The following is a 23,782-nucleotide window of genomic DNA, read 5'->3' as shown; positions in this document are numbered from 1 at the left end:
TAAATTTGTAATACCAAATATAATTTATAGTTTCATTTAATAACTTTAATAAAGATAAGTCACATTTTTTAGTAATACATTTCATCTTTTTAGTTATAAATTTAAATTCAATTTTGTCGATTTTTATAAAAACGTTTGGAAGAATATTTGTTGTCGATATATATTGAAAACTCAATCAAGAATTTAAAACAAATAATTAACCTCTAAACCAAAAAATTATGATGACTTTAGCAAAACTGATTATCGATATCATATTCTCGATATTCTAAGTTTAGATTAAAAAAGGACAACCAATCAAAAAAACAAGTAAAACTTAGTTCTAGAATAAGTTTTACTATTTTTATCGCTTAGAGAACATACAAAAGACATAATCATCCTTTTGCAAACCAATAAAATGAAGGCATCTATCTTTAAGATTATTGCAAAAATCAATAAAGCGATACTCCCGAGTTATTCTAAAAGACAATTAGACTTAAGCAAAGCCAGTAAAATACAGCTTGCTATAATAGGTTGGCGAACATTCATTACTAAAAATGCTTTAGACTAAAAAAGACTGCCTATTGGCAGCCTTTTAAAAACTCAATATAATCTATCGCTCTAGCGGTAAATTCTCTTTTTCAATATTAGTTTCTTGTCACAGTGCCCATTGGAAACGAGGCTAAATTAAGACCAAAATCATGTATTGCAGGTGCAGTATCATTACCTGCTGTACCAACCAATGGTTTTAGCACAAATGGTGCAGGAGAATCATCTGGTACTGGCTCCACCGATATTACAACCGTACGACCTCTTACATCTAAAGGAAACGTTTCACCTGTTGGAGCGTTCTCAAAGAAGTCTTCACCTGGTACAGGTGGCCCACCTGCTGTCCCACTAAAAGGTGCCAAACTATCTGCTGAGTTAAAAGCTGTAAATGTACCTGTACTTAAAGGACCTGAATCTCCAACTACCCAACCTTCATAAGCCCATCCTGCAGGCAATGTTGGCAATACAAAGTTTGGTACCGGTGGCATACCAGGTGTACCAAACCATACTCCATATTGATCATTCCCATTATTCATTCCCATTTCATCAGTAGGAGTTCTTAAAAAGAACGAACCTGAAGCATTTGAAAAATCACCTACAATTGCTGTACTCACAGATGCTGAAGCACCATTAAAATCACCAACTAACATTTTAGTATCAGCTGGTGCAGGATCTGGATCTACTGCTGGCTCAATTGACAGCACAAATGTTGTTGCATTTTCCAATTGCTGAGTGTTAACAGAAAATGTTTGTGGGAAAGTAACACTTGTAAAAGTACCAGTACTTATAGGTTGTCCATTTACAATTATCCACCCTTCATAAACATAATCACTCCCCAAAGCTTCTAAACCTTGTAGGTTTAAAGTTAAATCTGATGTTGTAGACGTATTATTATCATCGTCACTACTGCAAGACACGGCAAAAAAACTTAATGCCAATAATCCTAAAAATGTTTTTTTAATCATCGCTTGTTATTTTAAAAATTTTATACAACAAAACTAGAACACGTATATCACCTAAACTGTTAGGTAGCTAACAGTTGTGATTTTTTTATTCATAAAGCTGACCAAAGTCATTAAAAAGTAGCAACTTAGTTATTAACTTATGAGCAAATATTACAGTCATGATTAAAAGTTTAGAACAAAATAGGTGCTCTGAGATTTTAAAAAACAATTACATAGGCTATTTGTCTTACATAAGTGGTAATAGACCTTATACCATTCCAATTACTTATTATTATAATGAAGAAGAAGATTATATAATTTGCTACTCTGGTAATGGACACAAAATCAAATCCATGCGAAAGCACACATCAGTTTCCATGACAGTAGCGGATATTTTTAGCAATAACAAATGGCAATCTGTTATGGCACATGGTCACTATGATGAAATTGATGGAGGTACCGCTAAGCTTTATCTACATGAGTTTTCTTTAGGCATTAAAAACATTGTTTTAAAAAAAGAGCATAAAGACTTAGATTATATTAGCCAATTTTCGAGTAAAATTTACAATATGGAAACTCCTATTGTCTTTCTTATTAGAATAGATGATATCACAGGAAAAATGAAGTCTTAATGAAAATTGATAATCATGACGAAAAATTATCTAATAAAATACCATTAAAAAAAGCAAGCATTAATACTGCTTGCTTTTTTTTAGTGACCTCGACAGGATTCAAACCTGTAACCTTCTGAGCCGTAATCAGATGCGCTATTCAGTTGCGCCACGAGGCCTTATAAAGGGCTGCAAATATATAACTTTTATTAAAAAACAACCAAACTATTTATTTCAAAATTCTAAATGATTATTTTTGAAACATGATTTCAAAAGATATTTTAGAACAGTTTTCATATTTGTTTGATGAAGAGATTCTCAACAATATTTCTCAAGTCGCAGAGCTTAGAACCTTTAAGAAAAATGATATCATTATAGATATTGGGCAAGAACTAAAGTTTGTTCCGCTTTTAATAAGAGGAAACATCAAAGTTCTTCGAGAGGATAATGAAGGTAGTGAATTATTACTTTATGTATTAGAATCTGGCGATACTTGCGCCATGTCCTTAACGTGCTGTATGGCAAAATCCGCTAGCAAAATAAGAGCCATAGCAGAAGAAGATACCACGGTTATCATGATACCAATAGACGAGATGCGAAGCTGGTTTGATACTAACGATAGTTGGAGAAATTTTATCCTACAAAGCTATCAGATACGTTTTGATGAAATGCTTGAAACTATAGACACCTTAGCATTTATGAAAATGGACGAGAGACTTTTTAAATATCTAACAGATAAGGTAAAACTCACAGGTTCTATAGATTTAGAAATTACACATCAGGAAATTGCAGAAGATATGCATACATCAAGAGTGGTTGTATCGAGATTATTAAAACAACTCGAAAAACAACAGCGCATAACTTTAGGAAGGAATAAAATTCATGTTATAGACTTTTAATTTCTGTAAAAAACCTCAATTCTTAACTTTCAAATTTTTAAAATTAAATGGAACTAATTAAAGAACCCTGGGCGTGGTATGTATCGGGTCCGTGCATTGCTATAGTTATGTTTTTACTACTTTATTTTGGCAGAACATTTGGCATGTCTTCTAATCTTAGAACAATGTGCGCTATTGGTGGAGCCGGCAAACTTTCTGATTTTTTTAATTTTGATTGGAAAAGCCATAGATGGAATCTCACCGTGATGATTGGTGCCGTAATCGGTGGATTTATTGCACACTACTTTCTTTCAAACCCAATAGATATTAATCTAAGCGCTGAGACTATAAACGACTTGAGAGAACTCGGTTTTAACAATGCTGGAAATAGTCTTTTACCACCAGAACTTTTTTCATGGGAAAATGTCTTTACATTAAAGGGTATGGCGATTTTACTTGTAGGTGGTTTTTTAGTTGGTTTTGGCACACGATATGCTGGTGGATGTACATCAGGGCATGCCATTACAGGGCTAAGTAGTTTACAGTTACCATCATTAATTGCCGTTATAGGATTTTTTATTGGTGGCCTGGTCATGATTCATTTCATCTTTCCAATTCTCTTTTAAAATGAAAAAGTTTTTAAAGTTTTTATTTGTCGGAATATTCTTTGGCATTGTGCTTGTCAAGTCTGAAGCAGTATCGTGGTATCGTATATTTGAAATGTTCAAGTTTCAATCTTTTCATATGTATGGAATTATCGGCACTGCCGTTACTACAGGCATTATCCTCTTATTAATCGCAAAAAAAGGTCGTCTAAAAACTACCGAAGGCACTGACATACGTGTGCCGCTTAAAGACAAAGGTTTAATACGATATGTAGTTGGTGGAAGTATTTTTGGACTAGGCTGGGCACTTTGTGGTGCTTGCCCTGGACCAATGTACATTTTAGTAGGCACAGGGTTATTCTCAATGTTAATTGTTATTGCTGCTGCTTTAGCAGGTACATTTGTTTATGGATTATTAAAAAGTAAGCTTCCTCATTGATGTACGACTTATGTAACAATTAATACGTTGAGATTTTTTTGCTTTAATAATTTCGCTTAAATTTAAAAAGCAAGAAAGTCTTTAGAACTTATTGTTAAAATAGAAAATATAAACTTATGAAAATCGAACAATTATATACTGGATGTTTAGCTCAAGGTGCTTATTATATTGAATCTCAAGGAGAGGTAGCCATAATAGATCCCTTGAGAGAAACACAGCAATATATTGATAAAGCCAAAGCCAATAATGCCAAGATTAAGTATGTTCTAGAAACACATTTTCATGCAGATTTTGTTTCAGGACATGTAGACTTAGCTGAGAAAACTGGTGCAACAATCGTTTTTGGCCCAGGTGCAAAAACGGCTTATAATATTTATTCTGCTTCTGATGGTGAAGAGCTTAAACTTGGTGAACTCACGATAAAAGTACTTCACACGCCTGGTCATACACTAGAATCCGTTACCTATTTACTTAAGGATAAAAACGGTAAAGACTATGCTATTTTTTCTGGAGACACGCTTTTCCTCGGTGATGTTGGAAGACCAGATCTAGCCATTAAATCAGATCTTACAGAGCGTGACTTAGCTGGTATGTTATATGATTCCCTCAGAAACAAAATTATGCCATTGGCTGATGATGTTATTGTATATCCGGCTCATGGTGCGGGTTCTGCTTGCGGTAAAAATTTAAGCAAAGAAACCGTTGGTATTCTAGGCGAACAAAAGAAAACAAACTATGCCCTACGTGCAGATATGACAAGGAACGAGTTTATTGAGGAAGTGCTTCACGGCATTGCACCACCTCCTCAGTATTTTGCCAAAAATGCTATGATGAATAAAATGGGTTATAACGCTTTTGATGATATTCTTAAAACAGGAAACAACCCATTGTCACCAGAAGAATTTGAAGCATTGGCAAATCACGAATCTGCACTAGTTTTAGATGTTAGAACACAATCTGATTTTATTAAAGGTCACATTCCTAATTCTATATTTATAGGTTTAAACGGACAGTTTGCCCCATGGGTTGGTGCTTTAATTACAGATATTAAACAACCTATATTGCTAGTTGTACCAGAAGGCAAATCTAAAGAAGCCGTTACAAGATTATCTCGTGTTGGTTATGATAATACATTAGGTTATCTTGAAGGAGGTATGGATGCATGGAAAGCTTCAGGAAAGGAAATTGACACTTTAAAATCTATTTCTGCAGAAGAATTTGAGAAACGAGCTAATGCCTCAAAATTAAATGTTTTAGACGTTCGTAAAGACGGTGAGTATAAGAGCATGCATTTAGAAAATGTACAACATTTTGCGCTTGATTATATTAATAATCAAATGGATCAAATCGATAGGGATAAAACCTATTATATTCACTGTGCCGGCGGTTACCGTTCTGTTATTGCAGCTTCCATTTTAAAAGCAAGAGGCTATCATAATTTGGTAGATATTGCCGGTGGATTTGATGCAATTAAGAAAACAGAATTACCAACAACTAATTTTGTATGTCCATCAACACTTTAAAAGCACTTATTATGAAAAAAAATATGGGAAGTTTAGACAAAGGCATTAGAATTGTAATTGCTATTACTATAGCCTTATTGTCTTATTTTGGTATTATCGAAGGTACTTTAGCTTATGTTTTAATGGCACTTGCTATTATTTTCTTACTCACAAGTTTTATTAGTTTCTGTCCGCTTTATTTACCGTTTGGATGGAATACATGCAAACGAAAATAATTACAAAATGAAACATACAACTGTACAAGTACAAAACCTAAAATGCGGTGGTTGTGCTAATACGATATCGACACAACTATCTAAATTAGAAGGTATTTCTAATGTTATGGTAAACAACGATACATACGAAGTTAGTTTTGACCACAGCTCTGACCAAGAATTTGAAGTGGCCAAAACAAAACTTTCAGATTTAGGCTATCCTATGATAGGTGAAGCAAACTCCCTCCCCAAAAAGGCCAAATCATTTGTGAGTTGTGCTGTTGGAAGAATGACAAAATAAAAAATCCCTCAATTATGAGGGATTTTCCTTTTATACTATTTCTGCACTAAGTCCTGCTTCCAGCAGTTTAGAGCATCTTGGCTTTAAATCTTCATAAGGCCCTGTCTTCACAGTACATTTACCTTTATAATGCACAATAATTGAACATTGCTCAGCTTGCTCTGGCGTGTGATCACATGCATATATAAGTGTATCTATAACGTGATCAAAGGTATTTACATCGTCATTGAATAAAACAATTTCATTTTGCTTTACCACATCTTCTTCAAGGAGTAGTTCTTCTAATTGTTTTTCGTTGGGACTCATATTTTCCTCTTTATAGTATTAGTAAAAATAAAAAATGTTTAGTTAAAAACATAAAAACTATATAGCAAATAATAATAGTCATATCAAATAGGATAAATACTAAAAAACAATAGGCTATTCATTTTTTGAATAGCCTATTGCTATGTTAAAAAGTTATCGACCAATACTAATTACATGGCCCAATAAATGACCATCCGCCACTTACTCTTTCATACAGATTACCAAAATAGGTAACACGTGCACCGATAGGATAACTTACACCACTTTGCCATTCTGAAACACCATCACATGGGCCAGAAGAGGCTAAAGGATACATAAACTCTAATGCAGTAATATCATTAGCATTAAATTCGCCATCTTCACTTGTAGAGAAGCACGCTTGCATTACCGAAGTTAAATCTCTTCCAGTTGGTGTGCCAGGAATGTGAACTGCACCATCAGATCCTGTGCCTTCATTACCTTGAGCAACTGGTGGACAACTTAAACGATCAAACCAATCTGAATGTCTAAATCCTACAGAGTGCCCTATTTCATGAGTGATTACATGCTCGTTAACGTTTGTAGAAAATTGTTCTATGCCATAAATTTGAACAAATTTGTTTGGTTGGCCACTAGAGTTTGGGAAACCAGCCACACCTCCTTGACTACTAGGATTGTTAATAGTATTATCGTAAACAACCATATCTGCAGCTTGATAATTTGTCCCAAAAGTTAAATTAAACTGCAAATTAGTATTAAGGTTGTTATAGTTGTCTACAGCCCATTGTAAAGCAGTTTGTGCTTTACTTGAAAGCGCCTGACTTCCGCCTGTATATCCTAAAATATCAATAGTAAGATTACTACCCGTAACTAAATTGAAAGTTCTGTATTGCTTTTGCCCATTAGCATGCGCCTGAATAAGTTTATTCAATTCCTTTTGGGTAAATGAAATATCACTACCTATAAAATACCGTTCCTCGATAGATCCGTCTGGCAAGTGAAAATCTCCTTTAGTTAACAAACCAACATCTATATCTAAAGATTTGACACCTTCTATCAAAGCCGCATCGGTAACGATAGTTCTGTTACCAATATCATCTTGGTTTATAATATAATCTTCTTGAATACCTGACAATTCTTCATCTGAATTATCCTTTTGACAAGCTGTAAAAGTAAATGCAACAGCTATTGTATACATTAAATATTTTGACAATTGTTTCATTTTGAGTGTGTTAAATTAATAATTCGTTTTACAAGTTTACGTAAACAAATCATAGGTAGATTAGGACTAATATCTGTAGGACACTAGCCAAAATAAATCACTATGGGCAAATAATATTATTTGTTTAAAAATACGAAGATGAGCAATCTTTTGATTACGGAAAATCCACACTTTTTTGAATTTTTATGTTAAATTATCAGAATATTTTAACATATATAAGAAAATACACAATTATTTGTGATAATTACTCAAAAGCAAAGCAAGCTCCCACCCACTTATTTCTGAGTGTTTTATTTTGAAAAGTCAAACGGTTTTCAAAGCATTTTTCTTTAATGATACTTAAATCATCTTCGTAAAATCCACTCAGGAAAAGTTTTCCGTTCTCATTTAGACAGTTGGCATATGTCGGAATATCAGTGAGCAATATGTTTCTGTTAATATTGGCAATAATTATATCGTATTTTTTATTTTTTAGTAGAGAGGCATCCCCTTCATAAACCGAAATGTTTTGACAATCATTTCGCTCCACATTCTCTAAACTATTAAGGTAACACCAGTTATCAATATCTATAGCATCTAATTTTGTGGCACCTACTTTCTCAGCCAAAATTGCTAATACACCAGTACCACATCCCATATCTAAAACAGATTTATTTACAAAATCGTTTTTTAATATATGTTGAATCATCATGTGTGTGGTTTCGTGATGACCAGTACCAAAGCTCATTTTAGGTTCAATAACAAGATCGTACTTAGTATTAGGCTTATCATGAAATGGTGCACGAACCATTACCAAATCATCTACAACTATGGGTTTAAAGTTCTTCTCCCATTCTTCATTCCAGTTGGTTTGCTCTATTTCATTAAACTCATAGGAAATATTGAATTCATCTGATTTTAAAATCTGAATATCCTCAAGAATAAAAGCGTTCCAATCATCTTTTTGAATATATGCTGTAACACCCTCAGAATGTTCCACAAAACTCTCAAATCCGGCATTGCCCAGTTCTGCAATTAAAATTTCTGAAGCAGGCTGTAGCGGATTTACTTTAAACTCGTAGCCTATGTATATAGGGTTTGCCATTTTAAAATGCATTCACAATCGCAAAGAAATCTTCAGCCTTCAATGAAGCACCACCAATTAGTCCACCATCTACATCTGGCTTAGAAAAAATTTCTTTAGCATTATCTGGCTTTACGCTTCCACCATATAAGATAGATACTGATTCTGCGACGTCATTACCATACTTTACAGCTAAAGTTTTTCTTATGAATGCATGCATGTCTTGTGCCTGGTCAGGTGTAGCTGTTTCACCTGTACCAATAGCCCAAACTGGCTCATAAGCCAATACAATATGCTTAAAGGCATCTGAACCTAAATGAAATAAGGCATTTTTAATTTGACTTTCTACCACCGCTTCTTCATTACCCGATTTACGGTCAGATAATTCTTCGCCAAAACAAAAAATCACTCGCATGTCATGTACTAAAGCTGCATCTACTTTTTTAGCTAAAGATTCATCTGTTTCATTAAAATATGCTCTACGCTCACTATGACCAAGTATCACTGTTTTAATACCAATGCTCGTCAGCATACCTGCACTAATCTCTCCAGTATACGCTCCATTTTCAGCAAAATGCATATTTTGAGCAATTACTTCTATATCATATTGTCTTGTAGCCTCAAACGCATGCCACAAATTGGTAAACGTTGGCGCAATCATCACCTCAGCATTAGATGTTTTCTCTTGCTTTTTTAACTCTGTGATTAAGGTTTTGGTTTGAATTAAACCATTGTTCATTTTCCAGTTTCCAGCGACAATATGTTTTCTCATGATCTTTTAAATTGATTCTACTAATAGTTTGAAGTATACAAAAATAAGACTTTAAAGCTCAATGCTGGTTGATAATTGTCAGTTAATTATTAAGATAACTTGACACGAGGATCTAACCTAGCATAGACTAAATCTACAAGAATATTAATGGTTATAAAGACAATGGCTATCACTAAAACTGAACCCATTATTACGGGCAAATCCAGAGTATTGAGCGCATTAACAATTTCTTTTCCTAGACCATTCCAACCAAAAATATATTCTACAAAGACAGCACCAGCTAACATTGACGCAAACCATCCTGAAATTGCAGTAACTACTGGATTTAAAGCATTTTTAACTGCATGATTTTTTATCACTTTAAACTCGCTCAACCCTTTAGCTCTTGCCGTTCTTATGTAATCTTGACTCATTACATCTAATAGTGAATTTCGCATCAACTGAATAACTACAGCTAATGGACGAATGCCTAAAACTATAGCTGGTAGAATTAAATTCTTCCATTTTATAGTCATTTTTTCTCCAAAATCATCCAATTCATATAAACTTCCTGTCATCTCTAGGTTGGTATATTTGTGCAGCACAAACCCAAACAGCCATGCAAAAAGAATGGCACTAAAAAAGGAAGGCACACTCATACCAAATGTACTTAAAATTTGTATGGTTTTATCTATCCATGTATCTCGGTATAAAGCAGAAATAATCCCAAAGATAATCCCAAGAATTATTGCTATTATAATAGCTGAAACTGCTAAAACAAAGGTGTTTGGAATAGTTTCACCAATAACATTTGTTACTTTTTTTCCTTGTTTAGTAAAGGATTCTCTTAAGTAAGGTGTTTTTACAACCGTTGTAGTATTTCCGATTGTAAACAGCTTTGCTGCATTATATTTACCTGCACTTAAGTAGGTATAGTCTTCAGGATTGTTTGAATGAAATGAAATTGGCGATAAATCATTAAGATAATACAAAAATTGGGTGCCAATTGGTTTATCAAAACCATATTTCTTTTTTACTGCTTCTACTTGTTCGGCAGATTGATTTTGCCCAAGCATCATTTTTGCTGGATCACCAGGAAGAATTGTAAATAAAAAGAAAATAACTGTAACGACACCTAATAAGGTGATAAATGCATAGAACAGTTTATTTACAAAGTATCTTATCAAATTATAGTTCTATATCTTCAATATCGTTCCAATGTGCTTTATTTACAACTGTTCCTTTTTCTAAAATAACGATACCTGGATTTGCACGGACAATTGTTTTAACCACTTTTTCATCACATAGATAAAAATCAAAATTAAGGTTATAATCTTGTTTTACTTTTTGCTTTTCGGCTTCACCAGAAGACGTTAAACCAATCACAGTATATCCTTTTTTAATAGCTTGGTCTGTAAAGTCTTTTAATTTAGCAACACCATCCGACTCTGCAGTTGTAATATTGTACATTGCAATCATTACAAGCTTATCTTTTTCCATAAAATAAGTCGTAAGGTTTTCATCTTCGGACTCAATAGAAAAATCCTGAATTGGCGGTACATAACCTTCATCAATCGTCTTTGTTTCAACACCAACATAATCGCCTTCTACAGTTGGATAACTTCCATTAGTCACAAATTCTTTTTCTTCGCCATTAATATTAAATTTCCAAGTATACTCTAAAACTGGTTTTGCGGCATTTTCAGGAATTTCCATTTGCTTCTGTATATTTTTCCCAATAGCATATGCCCTAAAATCTATTGCTGGTAAGTGCATTAGTACATGATAGCCAAACCATAACGATACTATAAAACTCAACAAAGCCAAAACTGTTGTTGGTAATTTGGTGAAAAGTGGTTTTATATGCCTTAAGCCAGCTACCAAAATCAATATTAAAACTAGTAATACAACATCTTTCGTAAAACTTTCCCAAGGCGTTAGTTTTAACGCATCTCCAAAGCAACCACAGTCTTTTACCTTATCGAAATATGCCGAATAAAAGGTTAAAAACGTGAAGAATACAATCATGGCTAATAAGCTATAAACTGTAAACTTTGGTTTATATCCTACAAGCAAAAACACTCCCAGAACCACTTCAAAAACCACCACAAATACCGAAAATAGCAGAGCATAAGGAATTAAGAACTCTAGATTGAGTACATCAGCCCCAAAATATTCTTCAAGTTTATACGAAAAGCCTAATGGATCATTAAGCTTTATAAATCCTGAGATTATAAATAAAACTCCAACAAATATTCTACTTATGTGTGTAATGTATTTCATATGTTTTGTCGTTCCTGTGTCAGTAGGAATTTATTTTAAATTATCAAAGCTTCGACTGCGCTCAACCTAATACTCATTCATTTTATTCACCTTCACCCAAATGAATCATGGCGAAAATGGCATAATTTATCATGTCTTGATAATTGGCACCAATACCTTCGCTTACTATTGTTTTCCCTGAGTTATCTTCAATTTGCTTAACACGCAATAGCTTTTGTAAAATCAAATCGGTTAACGAACTCACGCGCATATCTCTCCATGCTTCACCATAATCGTGATTTTTATTCATCATGAGTTCCTTGGTCAATGCAACTTTTTCGTCATAGAGTTTTGTAGCCTCCTCAGTATCCATATCTGGTTGCTCCACAACACCTTTTTCTAACTGAATTAATGCCATTATACAATAGTTAATGATACCTATGAACTCACTGACTTCCCCTTCATCTACTTTACGGACTGCATTTTCCTGTAAACTTCTAATACGCTGGGCTTTTATAAAAATCTGATCGGTTAGTGAAGGCAATCTTAGTATCCTCCATGCACTTCCATAATCACTCATTTTGTTTATAAAAAGTGCTCTACATTTAGCAACTACCGCATCGTATTGTTTAGATGTATTTTGCATATAATTCCGTAAAAATTTGTGTAAATTTCGCATAAATAAGTTAGAAGTTCAAAGTTTGAGGTTTAAAGTTTTAAGCAGCCTCTTTTAATAAGTTGTATGACCATAAATTGCAAAGGCAAACTCATTGATATATCTACACCCAAAGTAATGGGAATTCTCAATGTGACACCAGATTCTTTCTACGATGGTGGACAATATAGAGATGAACAATCTATTTTAAATCAGGTTGAAACCATGCTTAACGAAGGCGCTACTTTTATAGATATTGGTGGTTATAGTTCGCGTCCAAGTGCAGATGATGTTAGTGAAACAGAAGAACTGAATCGTGTGATTCCTGTGGTAGAGTTAATTCTGAAATATTTTCCTGAAACCTTAATTTCCATTGATACCTTTAGAAGTGAAGTTGCCAAAAAAAGTATTGAAGTTGGTGCCGCAATAATTAATGATATTTCGGCTGGTCATTTAGACGACAACATGATTGCAACAGTTGGGCAACTTGGTGTACCGTATATTATGATGCACATGAAAGGGAATCCTAAAAACATGCAACAGCAAACGGATTATGATGACTTGATTAAAGACATCAACAGCTATTTTGCTGAACGGATTGTAAAGGCACATGCTGCAAAAATCAACGATATTATTATAGATCCGGGTTTTGGCTTCGCTAAAACCCTAGACCAAAATTACGAGCTACTTAACCATATGGAACTACTTCAAATTGTAGACAAACCCATTTTAGCAGGTGTTTCAAGAAAATCCATGATTTACAAAACTTTAAATACCACATCCGAAAATGCACTCAATGGCACAACAGCACTGCACATGGTTGCTTTGCAAAAAGGCGCAAAAATTCTGCGAGTGCACGATGTTAAAGAAGCTGTGGAATGTGTGACGTTGTACAATCAATTATCTAAAAATTAAATGAAGAAACTTATATACTTCCTTGTAATTACAATAATCTTAAGTTGCAACAACGAACGTGTATTACAGCTACCAGAAATTGAAAATGCTAAAATCACAGAAGTCTTAGACGTTTCACCTGTTTATATTTTTTATGATGAAACCCAACCAGACTCTACCCTTTTCAATAGAAAAAATCTTATCGGCACTACCAACTGGCTGGTTAATGTAGATAAACGCTTAACCTTAAAACAAGCTATACCGCATATTCAATATTTGCAAAACAAACGCAAAAAAGAATCTATGCATAAAAATGAAAATGCGAAGAACTACTTTACTTGTAATGATATTAGCATTAAGAATTTGGGGTTTTTGGAGTTTACGGATGTCGATTACAAATATGTTGACATAAGAAATGATTCCTTAAATCTTCAACCTTTAGAGCCTTCAAGTGAATTTTACAGAAAAGGTTATGTTGAACACGTATATGTTACTTTATCTTTAGTTTTTGACAGGAATAAAAATATTGAATATAAAGATAGATCACTCAAATTTTCTGAATACATAAGCGAGATTCCCAAAACAGAATTTCCAATAGTAGCATTGGGATTTTCATTACAACTATATTTTGATAAAAAATTAACATTCGAAGATTACATATCAATTAAATCAGAATTATCACAAATAGAAAGAGAAGATATCATTGTTAGTCCTTTTGAATTCATTTATTAACATAAATTATTAAATTAGCAAAAAGCACTAACCTTGGAAAACTTACAACTTTGGGAATTTAGATTTATAGACTTTGTAGATGTTTTCCTTGTGGCTATTCTACTCTATTACATCTACAAGCTTGTAAGGGGAACTGTTGCCATCAATATTTTTATTGGTATTCTTATTATCTACATAGCATGGCGCCTTACAGACTACTTAAAAATGCAGATGCTTTACAGCATCTTTGATGGTTTTATGAAGGTTGGTATTATTGCGCTTATTGTGGTTTTTCAACCCGAAATCAGAAAATTTTTACTGCTTGTTGGTTCCACAAATATTGGTGGCAAGAAAGGGATTTTCAAGAATTTTAAATTCCTTAAAAACGACGACCAAACCTCTACGGATGTTGAGGCCATAATCAATGCCTGTAACAGAATGGGAGCCACAAATACTGGTGCGTTAATCGTTATTGAACGCAACAATAACTTAGATTTTTTAACCAATACTGGTGATGACACCAATATTTTAGTCTCTCAACCCATTATAGAAAGTATCTTTTTTAAAAACAGTCCACTACATGATGGAGCCATAGTTATTGATAAAAATGTGGTAAAGGCCACACGTGTTATCCTACCAGTTAATAACGAAAAGCACATACCTGAACGATTTGGCCTTCGACATCGAGCTGCCATTGGTATAACCGAAAAAACAGATGCACTTGCCATTGCAGTTAGTGAAGAAACCGGGCAAATTTCATATATCAAAAATGGTGAATTCGTCATGTTTAAAGACACTGACGATCTTGTTAAAAAGATTAAAGAAGACTTAAACTAGTGAATTGTAAAAATTGCAATAAAGCCCTTAAGGATACTCAAAAGTTTTGTGATGAGTGTGGAGCAAAAGTCATTCAAAATCGCTTAACACCAAAAGTATTAGCCGCTCAAGTAAATGAGCAATTTTTATCCATTGACAATAAGTTTTTAAAAACATTTATAGACCTTTTTAAAAACCCGGAAGATGTTATTTGCGGATACATCAATGGTACGAGAAAAAGATATATTGATGTATTACAGTATTTCGCAGTATCATTGACATTAGCGGGTATCCAAGTATTTTTGATGACTACTTTTTTTAGGGATGCCCTCGGATTTGATAAAGAATTTACCGAAACCTTTCAAAGCATGCCAGGTCAAGAAAACAATCCTTTTGCTGGAATTGAATATGATATGTTTACAAAATATCAAGGACTGATTTACATCTTAACCGTACCATTTTCTGCCTTAGGTACCTGGTTGGCCTATCATATTTCAGGAGACAGAAAATTGAATTACACTGAGCATTTGGTGCTAAACCTATACTATTCTGGTCAAATTATAATTATCACTGCTGTTTTTAGCATTTTGTTCTTACTATTTGGCCTAAATTACATCATAGTGTCAACCATACTAACTTTACCTACCTTTATTTACTTTTTCTATGTTCTTAAACAGGTTTTTAAAGATAGTTTCTGGAATACTTTGGCTAAATTTATTCTAGCCATGATTATTTATATGGGATCTTTATTAGTCCTATTCGTTTTAATAATGTTGATTTTGTTAGCCATAGTACTTATAAACAAATGAACTGTAAAAACTGTCATACCGAATTAGATGAAAAAGACGACTACTGCAAGAAATGCGGTGGTAAGGTAATCAGAAAGCGCTTATCATTTAAAAATCTATTTGAACATTTAAGCGAGACGTTTTTTAATTATGACAATAAGTTGTTAAGAACCTTTGTTCAGCTTTTTAAACAACCTGAAGATGTAATTGTCGGCTACATTAATGGTGTTAGAAAACGCTATATAAACCCAATAAGTTTCTTTGGATTGTCCCTTACGATTTCAGGACTTTCATTATTTATTATAAAAAAATTCTATCTCCAGCATTTAGACTTTGCGGAAAAATTTGGAGGTATTAATAAAGAAATCTTTGACCAAACTTCAAGTGGTATTTTTGAATACAACTCACTTTTTTATTCATTTTTAATACCACTTTTTGGATTTATATCTTGGATAGTTTTTTTAAATAAGAAATACAATTTTACTGAACACATCATTATCTATTTGTACTCCATGTCAATGTTGTCAGTACTGCTGGCATTTGCGTCTCAGATTGTTCTAATGTTAATGCCCGATGGTTACTTTACATTTAGTTTATTGACGTGGCCATTGATGTTTATTTATCATTGTTATATATTAAAAAGAATTTTTAAGCTAACATTTGGTGATTTGGCACTTAGAACCGTAATATTCTTAGCTTTGTTTTTTGTAGCTTATATTATTATTTCCATTCTAGTCTTTGTTATCATGTTGATAACAGGCATTATAAATTTAGAGGATTTTAGACCAAAATAAGTCCTTTTTAAATGGTTTCAGCCTTTAAGAATTGTACCTCATATAAATTCTTATAGTAGCCATCTTTCTTTTTGAGCAATGATTTGTGCGTGCCTATTTCAACAATTTTTCCAGCATCCATTACAATGATTTTATCTGCTTGCTGAATGGTTGCTAATCTGTGAGCAATTACAATAGAAGTTCTACCTTTTGTTATTGTATCCGTAGCTTCCTGAATTAATTGCTCAGAATATGAATCTACAGATGACGTAGCCTCATCTAATATAAGAATGCTAGGGTTAGTCACATAAGCTCTTAAAAATGAAATCAACTGGCGCTGACCAGAGGACAACATAACTCCCCGTTCTTTAACATTATAATTATACCCACCTGGAAGACTTGTTATAAAATCATGAATCCCTATGGCTTTAGCAGCAATAACAACGTCTTCTTCTGTGATGTACTCATTATTAAGCGTAATATTATTTAAAATGGTATCAGCAAATAAGAAGACATCTTGCAACACTACGGCGATTTGGTTTCGCAATGAGCTTAAGGTCATTTCTTTTATATCAGTGCCGTCAATTCTTATTTGACCAGAATCTATCTCATAAAAACGATTTAATAAATTAATGATTGTAGATTTACCTGCACCTGTTGCACCGACAATAGCAACAGTTTCACCAGCTTCAACATTAAGAGAAATCCCTTTTAGCACTTCTTCATCTTTAACATAAGAAAACCTGACGTTGTCAAACTCAATTTCTCCTTTGAAATGATTAGCTTCAATTGTACCGTTATCATCAATATTAGAAGTCGTATCCAATACTTTAAACACACGGTCCGCAGCAACCATTCCCATTTGCAACGTATTGAATTTGTTGGCTATTTGATATAATGGCCTAAACAACATTGGGATAAACATAGTAAACGAAATAAGTTCTCCCAAGGTTGTGCCTGCACTCTCTGAAACAGCATCAAAACCACCAACTAAAATCACCAAAGCCATTGTAAGCGAAGATACAAACTCGGCAACCGGAAAGAAAATAGAGTTATACCAAACGGTTTTTAACCACCCTTTTTTATGACGTTCGTTTATAGCTTTGAATTTTTTATACTCTGTGGCTTCACGAGTAAAGAGTTGCAAAATTTTCATACCAGTTACACGCTCTTGCACAAAGGAATTAAGGTTGGACACCTCGGTACGCACATCTTCGAAAGCACGCTTCATATACTTCTGAAAAATTCTAGTTGCCACTATAATAATAGGCATGGTTGCAAAAACGATTAAGCTCATTTTCAGATTTATGAATGACATAAAGATGGCTACAACCAACATTTTTAGAATATCACTAAAAATCATGAATAAACCTTCACCAAAAATATCAGCAATACGTTCCATATCTGTTACTGCTCTTGTAATCAACACACCAACAGAGGATTTATCGAAATACGTCATCTTAAACTTTAAAATATGTTTAAAAAGCTTAACACGTACATCTTTTACCACAGATTGACCTAGCCAACTTGCATAGTATATAAAAAGTAATTGAGAAATAACTTCTAAGATAAGGAGCACCAGCATAATGCCCATATAGAATACAAAACCATCATATTCTTTATTTGCTATTTTTACATCTATAGCTTCTTTCAACACTAAAGGCCTTAAAGCTCCAAATGCAGCAAGACCGATAACACATACTAAAGAAATTATAAAAACTGTTTTATATGGCTTTATATAAAATAGCAATCGCTTAAAGAGCGTGGTGTCAAATATTTTCTTTTTTTCTTTTTCTGCCATCTTGTACTGAACTTGTTTCAGTATCTATTTTAATTCAATTTTATTGTATCTGGATATTCAATATTTACCAAATATAATCCATGTGCCGGAACTGAAAAACCTGCCTCACTTCTGTCTTTTGATGCTATTATCTGATGCAAATCCTCAGGTTTTAATTTTCCTAAACCAATATTTATCATAGTGCCTACAATGGCTCTTACCATATTTCTCAAGAAACGATTGGCTTTAATTATGAATAAAAGTTCATTTTCATTTTTGGTCCAAAACGCTTCTTTTATATCACAATTATACGTTTTTACATCAGTATTACTTTTAGAGAAGCATTGAAAATCCTTATACTGAAATAAGATTTTACAAGCTTCATTCATATCTTCAATATTTAAAGGCAAATGCATTTGATATGCAAAATCATAATCAAACACATTTTTTATAGTAGAAACTTTATAATGATAAGTCCTACTAATTGCATCAAATCTTGCATGCGCTTCGGGTAAAACTTTAAAAACAGAATGTATTGCTATGTCCTTAGGTAAAAAGGAGTTTAGCTTGTAAGTTAAATCTTCTGATTTAAATTGTCCTTCAAAATCAAAATGAGCAAACATTTGCGAAGCATGCACACCTGCATCTGTTCTACCGGCACCAACAATTTCTATATTATCTTTCAACATGGTACTAAGTGCTTTTTCTAAAGCTTCTTGCACCGAAATAGCATTTGGCTGATTTTGCCAACCATGATAGGCTTTACCATTATATGATAACTCTAAAAAATATCTCAAAAGATTGGCTATTTTTGCTTTTAAAGTCACAAAGATACATAGAATCAATAGTTAAAATCACAATATTATCTTAATGCAAAAGATACTCCTCTTATCGGACACTCACAGTTATATTGATGAGAACATCATCAAATATGTAAAACAAGCTGATGAAGTTTGGCATGCTGGTGATATTGGAGATTCATCAGTTACCGATGAAATAAAAAAACATAAGCCACTAAAGGCTGTTTACGGTAACATTGATGACACCAAAGCAAGAACCGAATTCCCTTTGAACTTACGCTTTATGTGTGAAGACATTGATGTTTGGGTAACACATATAGGTGGTTATCCACCCAAATATAATAGTCGTATTAGAGAGGCACTTAAAAATAATCCACCAGACTTATTTATCTGTGGCCACTCACACATACTTAAGGTAATACCAGATAAAAAATTAAACCTGCTTCATATGAATCCTGGTGCTGTTGGCAAACATGGATTTCATCAAAAAAGAACAATGCTACGCTTTAAGATTGATGGTAAACAGATAAGGGATTTAGAAGTTATAGAATTTGATAGATAAAAATGAAAAACCCAGACGGCAGCGTCTGGGTTTTTCGCACTAATACTACTAAGATTTTAGGTTCTATCGCAATCTATCTACAGATTTTACGAGATCTTCATCCTTTTTAATAGCCTTGTTTGCCAAGACTAAACACACAATAGAAAAAATAGGAAGAAGAATCCCAATACCTTTCTCAGAAACATTCGCTTCTCCAGATACATTTAGAGATTGATATACAAAGATTCCTAGTAAAATAAAGTTTAATATTATATTAACTCGTCCCATAACAAATTGAGACTTTCTATTTTTAAAACTAAAAATCGAAATTAAAGATAATAAAGCAGATGCTAAAAACAAGCCTAAATATAAATAATCATCTGTAGCAAAAACTTTCACATCTTCTGTATTAGTCCACAGATGAAACACAAATATTAGTCCTGCAGAAATAACAACAGATAACAATAAATAAAGTGTTTGTATGCGTTGAATCATATCTTCAATTAAAATTTGCTCGGCAAAATTAGTAGTTTATTTTTTAAAAAGATAGAATTTGTTTTAAAATAAAATTGTATTATTGCAATAGAATGTGGCAATATACTGAGTTGCATCATTCTATCTTCCAAATTAATTTCACTTTTTTTCTTTTTATTTCATTTAGAAAATATTGAATTAATAATATCAAATTGTAATACATTATACAACATACGAATGTTTGAAATTTCACAGTTAAAAGCTAAAAAGCTTCCTGAGCTACAGGATATAGCTAAACAACTTAATGTACCTAAGTATCGCACAATGAAAAAGTTAGACTTAGTGTATCAAATTTTAGATCACCAAGCCGCTAATCCTGATGCTGTAAAGTCTAAGGTTGAAACAGACTCTAAACCAGAGCAAAAACATAATAAGCCTCAACAAAGAAGGGAAAGAGTACAGAGAAATCCAAAAGAAAATAACGATCAAAAATCTTTAGATTTTTCAGATAAAAAAGAGGATTCTAAACCTCAAGAACAAAAGTCTAATAACGACAAGCAAAGTCAGCAGCGTCAAGACAGTAAATCCAATGATCGCAAAGACGACAATAGACGCTCTAACAACAATCAGAAAAACGATAATAGACAAAACCGAAATAGCAATAATAACAATCAGAAAAATAATGGCAACAAGGATAACAGAAACCGTTACCGTGAGCCAGATTTTGAGTTTGATGCTATTATTGAGAGTGAAGGTGTATTAGATATTATGCAAGATGGTTATGGTTTCTTAAGATCATCAGATTATAACTATTTAACTTCACCTGATGATATTTATGTATCGCAATCTCAGATAAGATTATTTGGACTTAAAAAGGGAGATACAGTATTAGGACATGTTAGGCCACCAAAAGAAGGAGAAAAATATTTCCCTCTTATCAAAGTAAGTAAAATTAATGGTCAAGATCCTAATGTTGTTAGAGACCGTGTGGCTTTTGAGCACTTAACACCTCTTTTCCCTAAAGAAAAATTCAACATAGCAGAAAAGCAAAGCACTATTTCTACAAGAATCATGGATTTGTTTTCTCCAATAGGAAAAGGTCAGCGTGGTATGATTGTATCTCAACCTAAGACTGGTAAAACTATGTTACTAAAGGATGTTGCTAATGCCATTGCGGCTAATCATCCTGAAGTATATCAAATGATTCTTCTTATCGATGAAAGACCTGAAGAAGTTACAGATATGCAGCGTAATGTGCGTGGAGAAGTAATTGCTTCTACTTTTGACAAAGAAGCTCATGAGCATGTCAAGATTGCTGATATAGTTTTAGAAAAAGCAAAACGCCTTGTAGAATGTGGACATGATGTTGTTATACTTCTTGACTCTATTACACGTTTGGCGAGAGCATACAATACAGTACAACCTGCTTCTGGTAAAATTTTGTCTGGTGGTGTTGATGCTAACGCCTTACATAAACCAAAACGTTTCTTTGGTGCGGCTCGTAATATTGAAAATGGTGGCTCATTAACCATCATAGCAACGGCTTTAACAGAAACAGGTTCTAAAATGGATGAAGTTATCTTTGAAGAATTTAAAGGTACTGGTAATATGGAATTACAGTTAGATCGTAAGATTTCTAACCGTCGTATTTTCCCAGCGATAGACCTGACATCTTCAAGTACAAGAAGAGATGATCTATTATTAGACGACAATACAATTCAAAGGATGTGGGTGATGCGTAAGTATCTCGCAGATATGAATCCTGTTGAAGCGATGGAATTTATTATCGATAGATTCAAGCAAACAAGAAACAACGAAGAGTTCTTAATCTCTATGAATGGGTAAAGAAAATCTTCTTATTTAATTAAAAGAGCCTTGGATATATTCTGAGGCTTTTTTAATTATACACTTTAATAATGAGCAAAAAAAAGCTCCCATTTCTGGAAGCTTATTGAATATCTTAGTAGTTTCTACGATTAGATCGCAGCAACGTGTTTAGTTAATTGAGATTTTAAATTACCAGCTTTATTAGAATGAATAATATTCTTCTTAGCTAACTTATCAATCATGCTGATTACAGAAGGCAACAATTTTTCTGCTTCTTTAGCATCAGTTAACTCACGTAATTTTTTAATAGCATTACGAGTAGTCTTGTGCTGGTATCTGTTAAGCACTCTTTTCTTTTCGCTGCTTCTAATTCTTTTTAAAGCTGACTTATGATTTGCCATTTTATTTTTTTCTAATTAAAAATTGTAGCCCGTAGGGGAATCGAACCCCTCTTACCAGGATGAAAACCTGGCGTCCTAGCCGATAGACGAACGGGCCATTTGGTTATTGTTGTTCTTTAATGAACATCCAATGTTTCCATTGCGGATGCAAAAATACAACTATTTTTAAATGTTGCAACAACTAATTTATTTTTTTTGAAAAATTTTTAATAAGCCTTTGCAAAAAGCACTCTTTGATGAGATGGATTACCTGTGAGCACACACTTTCCCTCTTCTTTTTTGTTGTTTAAAGGTATACATCTAATTGTTGCTTTTGTTAGCTCTTTTATTTTTTGCTCCGTTTCTGCTGTACCATCCCAATGGGCAGAAATAAATCCTGTTTTGGTTTCTAATACTTTTTTAAACTCTTCAAAATCATTGACCTCAGTAATATGAGAATCTCTAAAATCTAATGCCTTATTAAATAAACTCTCTTGGATTTCCTTCAGCAAATTTTCTACTATGTTATTAATTTTATCAAGAATCACAGTCTCTTTCGAAAAAGTATCTCTACGCACTAATTCTACTGTTTTGTTTTCAAGATCTTTAGGACCAATAGCTATTCTTAGTGGAACACCTTGTAACTCGTGCTGTGCAAATTTGGCACCAGGTCTTAAAGTATCTCTACCATCAAATTTCACTCTAATATTTAATTTACTTAAATCACTTATTATTTGCTCCGCTACTTTTTTAATAGCGTCAAACTGCTCATCATTCTTATAAATAGGGACAATAACTACTTGATAAGGTGCCAAATTTGGTGGCAAGACCAATCCTTTATCATCACTATGGGTCATGATCAAAGCCCCCATAAGTCGCGTAGAAACACCCCAAGATGTTGCCCAAACATAATCTAGCTTTCCTTCTTTATTTGTGAATTTTACATCAAATGCTTCCGCAAAATTCTGCCCCAAAAAATGGGATGTTCCTGCCTGTAAAGCCTTCCCATCTTGCATTAAAGCCTCTATACAGTAGGTATCTTCTGCTCCAGCAAAGCGTTCGCTTTCAGTTTTTACACCTTGTATTACTGGTATTGCCATAAAATTCTCGGCAAATTGAGCGTATACATTATTCATTTGCACGGTCTCTGCAATTGCCTCTTCCTTAGTTGCATGCGCAGTATGTCCTTCTTGCCATAAAAACTCCGCTGTTCTAAGAAATAATCGTGTTCTCATTTCCCATCGTACAACATTGGCCCATTGATTTACTAAAATTGGTAAATCTCTATAACTTTGAATCCACCCCTTATAGGTATTCCAAATGATGGCCTCACTAGTTGGTCTTACTACAAGCTCTTCTTCTAGCTTGGCATTAGGATCCACTCGGAGTTTACCTTCATTATCAGGATCAGACTGTAATCTGTAATGTGTTACTACAGCACACTCTTTGGCAAAACCTTCAGCATTTTTCTCTTCAGCTTCAAACAAACTTTTTGGAACAAAAAGAGGAAAATAAGCATTTTGATGTCCTGTTTCTTTGAACATTCTATCTAGTTCTGCCTGCATTTTTTCCCAAATTGCATAACCATATGGCTTAATGACCATGCAACCTCTTACGGCTGAATTTTCAGCTAAATCGGCTTTGACAACTAATTCATTGTACCATTTTGAATAATCTTCAGCTCTAGTAGTAAGATTTTTACTCATTTTCGATGTTTTGGCACAAATATTGCACCTATGT

28 protein-coding genes and 2 tRNA genes are annotated in these 23,782 nt (G+C 33.4%); 15 read left to right on the top strand and 15 right to left on the bottom strand.

Translation table 11 applies throughout. The features are described 5' to 3' along the window. Nucleotides 1-394 precede the first annotated feature (394 nt). On the top strand, nt 395-547 hold the full coding sequence (locus ACPX19_RS08760) for an SsrA-binding protein (protein ID WP_426429625.1): 153 nt from the start codon (nt 395-397) through the stop codon (nt 545-547). 76 nt (nt 548-623) lie between these two features. Here the strand turns inward: ACPX19_RS08760 and ACPX19_RS08755 are convergent, their stop codons facing one another. After that, the gene (locus ACPX19_RS08755) at nt 624-1,490 is read right to left on the bottom strand and encodes an anti-sigma factor (protein WP_426429624.1); all 867 of its coding nucleotides are present in this window, start codon (nt 1,488-1,490) and stop codon (nt 624-626) included. A gap of 158 nt (nt 1,491-1,648) precedes the next feature. Between ACPX19_RS08755 and ACPX19_RS08750 the strand changes: the two genes are divergently transcribed. Next, nucleotides 1,649-2,101 carry a pyridoxamine 5'-phosphate oxidase family protein gene (locus ACPX19_RS08750; protein ID WP_426429623.1) on the top strand — a complete coding sequence of 151 codons (453 nt, stop codon included), beginning with the start codon at nt 1,649-1,651 and terminating at the stop codon, nt 2,099-2,101. An 84-nt stretch (nt 2,102-2,185) separates the two neighbouring features. Here ACPX19_RS08750 and ACPX19_RS08745 read toward each other — a convergent pair. After that, nucleotides 2,186-2,259, bottom strand: a tRNA-Arg gene (locus ACPX19_RS08745). Between the two features lie 84 nt (nt 2,260-2,343). On the opposite strand from ACPX19_RS08745, the gene ACPX19_RS08740 reads away from it, so the two are divergent. The 6 genes from ACPX19_RS08740 (at nt 2,344) to ACPX19_RS08715 (ending at nt 6,020) form a co-directional block, all read left to right on the top strand. Continuing rightward, the gene (locus ACPX19_RS08740; protein ID WP_426429622.1) at nt 2,344-2,979 is read left to right on the top strand and encodes a Crp/Fnr family transcriptional regulator; all 636 of its coding nucleotides are present in this window, start codon (nt 2,344-2,346) and stop codon (nt 2,977-2,979) included. A gap of 47 nt (nt 2,980-3,026) precedes the next feature. Continuing rightward, the gene (locus tag ACPX19_RS08735) at nt 3,027-3,584 is read left to right on the top strand and encodes a YeeE/YedE family protein (protein ID WP_426429621.1); all 558 of its coding nucleotides are present in this window, start codon (nt 3,027-3,029) and stop codon (nt 3,582-3,584) included. A gap of 1 nt (nt 3,585) precedes the next feature. Next, nucleotides 3,586-4,002 (top strand): DUF6691 family protein, encoded by a 417-nt coding sequence (locus ACPX19_RS08730; protein ID WP_426429620.1) that lies wholly within the window; start codon nt 3,586-3,588, stop codon nt 4,000-4,002. Nucleotides 4,003-4,118: 116 nt separating this feature from the next. After that, nucleotides 4,119-5,525: an MBL fold metallo-hydrolase gene (locus ACPX19_RS08725; protein ID WP_426429619.1), complete on the top strand. Its 1,407-nt coding sequence runs from the start codon at nt 4,119-4,121 to the stop codon at nt 5,523-5,525. 11 nt (nt 5,526-5,536) lie between these two features. Then, nucleotides 5,537-5,740 carry a YgaP family membrane protein gene (locus ACPX19_RS08720; RefSeq protein WP_426429618.1) on the top strand — a complete coding sequence of 68 codons (204 nt, stop codon included), beginning with the start codon at nt 5,537-5,539 and terminating at the stop codon, nt 5,738-5,740. A gap of 7 nt (nt 5,741-5,747) precedes the next feature. Then, nucleotides 5,748-6,020: a heavy-metal-associated domain-containing protein gene (locus ACPX19_RS08715; RefSeq protein ID WP_426429617.1), complete on the top strand. Its 273-nt coding sequence runs from the start codon at nt 5,748-5,750 to the stop codon at nt 6,018-6,020. Nucleotides 6,021-6,050: 30 nt separating this feature from the next. On the opposite strand, the gene ACPX19_RS08710 is transcribed toward ACPX19_RS08715, so the two are convergent. From ACPX19_RS08710 to ACPX19_RS08680, 7 genes are all read right to left on the bottom strand, one after another. Further along, nucleotides 6,051-6,326: an ATP-dependent Clp protease adaptor ClpS gene (locus ACPX19_RS08710; RefSeq protein ID WP_426429616.1), complete on the bottom strand. Its 276-nt coding sequence runs from the start codon at nt 6,324-6,326 to the stop codon at nt 6,051-6,053. A gap of 166 nt (nt 6,327-6,492) precedes the next feature. Then, nucleotides 6,493-7,527, bottom strand: a complete 1,035-nt coding sequence (locus tag ACPX19_RS08705; RefSeq protein WP_426429615.1) for a M57 family metalloprotease — start codon at nt 7,525-7,527, stop codon at nt 6,493-6,495. Nucleotides 7,528-7,771: 244 nt separating this feature from the next. Continuing rightward, nucleotides 7,772-8,611, bottom strand: coding sequence for a 50S ribosomal protein L11 methyltransferase (gene prmA, locus ACPX19_RS08700; RefSeq protein ID WP_426429614.1), 840 nt, complete (start codon nt 8,609-8,611; stop codon nt 7,772-7,774). 1 nt (nt 8,612) lies between these two features. Further along, entirely contained in the window at nt 8,613-9,362 is a 750-nt protein-coding gene (gene tpiA, locus ACPX19_RS08695; RefSeq protein ID WP_426429613.1) for a triose-phosphate isomerase, read from the bottom strand. A gap of 89 nt (nt 9,363-9,451) precedes the next feature. After that, nucleotides 9,452-10,528 carry an ABC transporter permease gene (locus ACPX19_RS08690; RefSeq protein WP_426429612.1) on the bottom strand — a complete coding sequence of 359 codons (1,077 nt, stop codon included), beginning with the start codon at nt 10,526-10,528 and terminating at the stop codon, nt 9,452-9,454. Nucleotide 10,529: 1 nt separating this feature from the next. Then, a complete protein-coding gene (locus tag ACPX19_RS08685; protein WP_426429611.1) occupies nt 10,530-11,624 on the bottom strand; it encodes a BT_3928 family protein in 1,095 nt (364 codons plus the stop codon). Nucleotides 11,625-11,706: 82 nt separating this feature from the next. Continuing rightward, a complete protein-coding gene (locus ACPX19_RS08680; protein ID WP_426429610.1) occupies nt 11,707-12,249 on the bottom strand; it encodes a DUF1599 domain-containing protein in 543 nt (180 codons plus the stop codon). 96 nt (nt 12,250-12,345) lie between these two features. On the opposite strand from ACPX19_RS08680, the gene folP reads away from it, so the two are divergent. From folP to ACPX19_RS08655, 5 genes are read left to right on the top strand one after another with little or no spacing between them, the layout of a single operon-like run. Further along, a complete protein-coding gene (gene folP / locus ACPX19_RS08675) occupies nt 12,346-13,173 on the top strand; it encodes a dihydropteroate synthase (RefSeq protein ID WP_426429609.1) in 828 nt (275 codons plus the stop codon). After that, nucleotides 13,174-13,884 (top strand): hypothetical protein, encoded by a 711-nt coding sequence (locus ACPX19_RS08670; RefSeq protein WP_426429608.1) that lies wholly within the window; start codon nt 13,174-13,176, stop codon nt 13,882-13,884. A gap of 33 nt (nt 13,885-13,917) precedes the next feature. Beyond that, nucleotides 13,918-14,700 (top strand): diadenylate cyclase CdaA, encoded by a 783-nt coding sequence (gene cdaA / locus ACPX19_RS08665; RefSeq protein WP_426429607.1) that lies wholly within the window; start codon nt 13,918-13,920, stop codon nt 14,698-14,700. Continuing rightward, nucleotides 14,700-15,488 carry a DUF3667 domain-containing protein gene (locus tag ACPX19_RS08660; RefSeq protein WP_426429606.1) on the top strand — a complete coding sequence of 263 codons (789 nt, stop codon included), beginning with the start codon at nt 14,700-14,702 and terminating at the stop codon, nt 15,486-15,488. The genes cdaA and ACPX19_RS08660 overlap by 1 nt, the downstream gene beginning before the upstream one ends. Then, the gene (locus ACPX19_RS08655; protein WP_426429605.1) at nt 15,485-16,261 is read left to right on the top strand and encodes a DUF3667 domain-containing protein; all 777 of its coding nucleotides are present in this window, start codon (nt 15,485-15,487) and stop codon (nt 16,259-16,261) included. Before ACPX19_RS08660 ends, ACPX19_RS08655 begins: the two co-directional genes overlap by 4 nt. 7 nt (nt 16,262-16,268) lie before the next feature. Here the strand turns inward: ACPX19_RS08655 and ACPX19_RS08650 are convergent, their stop codons facing one another. Both ACPX19_RS08650 and truA read right to left on the bottom strand, forming a co-directional pair. After that, nucleotides 16,269-18,041 carry an ABC transporter ATP-binding protein gene (locus tag ACPX19_RS08650; RefSeq protein ID WP_426429604.1) on the bottom strand — a complete coding sequence of 591 codons (1,773 nt, stop codon included), beginning with the start codon at nt 18,039-18,041 and terminating at the stop codon, nt 16,269-16,271. A 29-nt stretch (nt 18,042-18,070) separates the two neighbouring features. After that, a complete protein-coding gene (truA, locus tag ACPX19_RS08645; RefSeq protein ID WP_426429603.1) occupies nt 18,071-18,817 on the bottom strand; it encodes a tRNA pseudouridine(38-40) synthase TruA in 747 nt (248 codons plus the stop codon). 73 nt (nt 18,818-18,890) lie between these two features. Here truA and ACPX19_RS08640 point away from each other — a divergent pair, with 73 nt between their 5' ends. Next, nucleotides 18,891-19,382: a metallophosphoesterase family protein gene (locus ACPX19_RS08640; protein ID WP_426429602.1), complete on the top strand. Its 492-nt coding sequence runs from the start codon at nt 18,891-18,893 to the stop codon at nt 19,380-19,382. A gap of 63 nt (nt 19,383-19,445) precedes the next feature. On the opposite strand, the gene ACPX19_RS08635 is transcribed toward ACPX19_RS08640, so the two are convergent. Next, nucleotides 19,446-19,856 carry a DUF4293 domain-containing protein gene (locus ACPX19_RS08635; RefSeq protein WP_426429601.1) on the bottom strand — a complete coding sequence of 137 codons (411 nt, stop codon included), beginning with the start codon at nt 19,854-19,856 and terminating at the stop codon, nt 19,446-19,448. Nucleotides 19,857-20,072: 216 nt separating this feature from the next. On the opposite strand from ACPX19_RS08635, the gene rho reads away from it, so the two are divergent. Then, nucleotides 20,073-21,680 carry a transcription termination factor Rho gene (rho, locus tag ACPX19_RS08630; protein WP_426429600.1) on the top strand — a complete coding sequence of 536 codons (1,608 nt, stop codon included), beginning with the start codon at nt 20,073-20,075 and terminating at the stop codon, nt 21,678-21,680. 131 nt (nt 21,681-21,811) lie between these two features. Here rho and rpsT read toward each other — a convergent pair whose 3' ends face one another. The 3 genes from rpsT to proS all read right to left on the bottom strand — a co-directional run bounded on the left by rpsT (nt 21,812) and on the right by proS (nt 23,748). After that, complete coding sequence (gene rpsT, locus ACPX19_RS08625; protein WP_426429599.1) at nt 21,812-22,063, bottom strand: 30S ribosomal protein S20; 252 nt, start codon at nt 22,061-22,063, stop codon at nt 21,812-21,814. A 25-nt stretch (nt 22,064-22,088) separates the two neighbouring features. Beyond that, a tRNA-Glu gene (locus ACPX19_RS08620) sits at nt 22,089-22,160 on the bottom strand. Nucleotides 22,161-22,269: 109 nt separating this feature from the next. After that, entirely contained in the window at nt 22,270-23,748 is a 1,479-nt protein-coding gene (gene proS / locus ACPX19_RS08615) for a proline--tRNA ligase (protein ID WP_426429598.1), read from the bottom strand. Nucleotides 23,749-23,782 lie beyond the last annotated feature (34 nt).

It is taken from the genome of Winogradskyella sp. HB-48 (genome assembly GCF_049942685.1).
In the GTDB taxonomy this organism is placed as follows: Bacteria; Bacteroidota; Bacteroidia; order Flavobacteriales; family Flavobacteriaceae; genus Winogradskyella.
The sequence above is the reverse complement of the archived record's forward strand: the minus strand, read 5'-3'. Positions and strand labels throughout refer to the sequence as shown.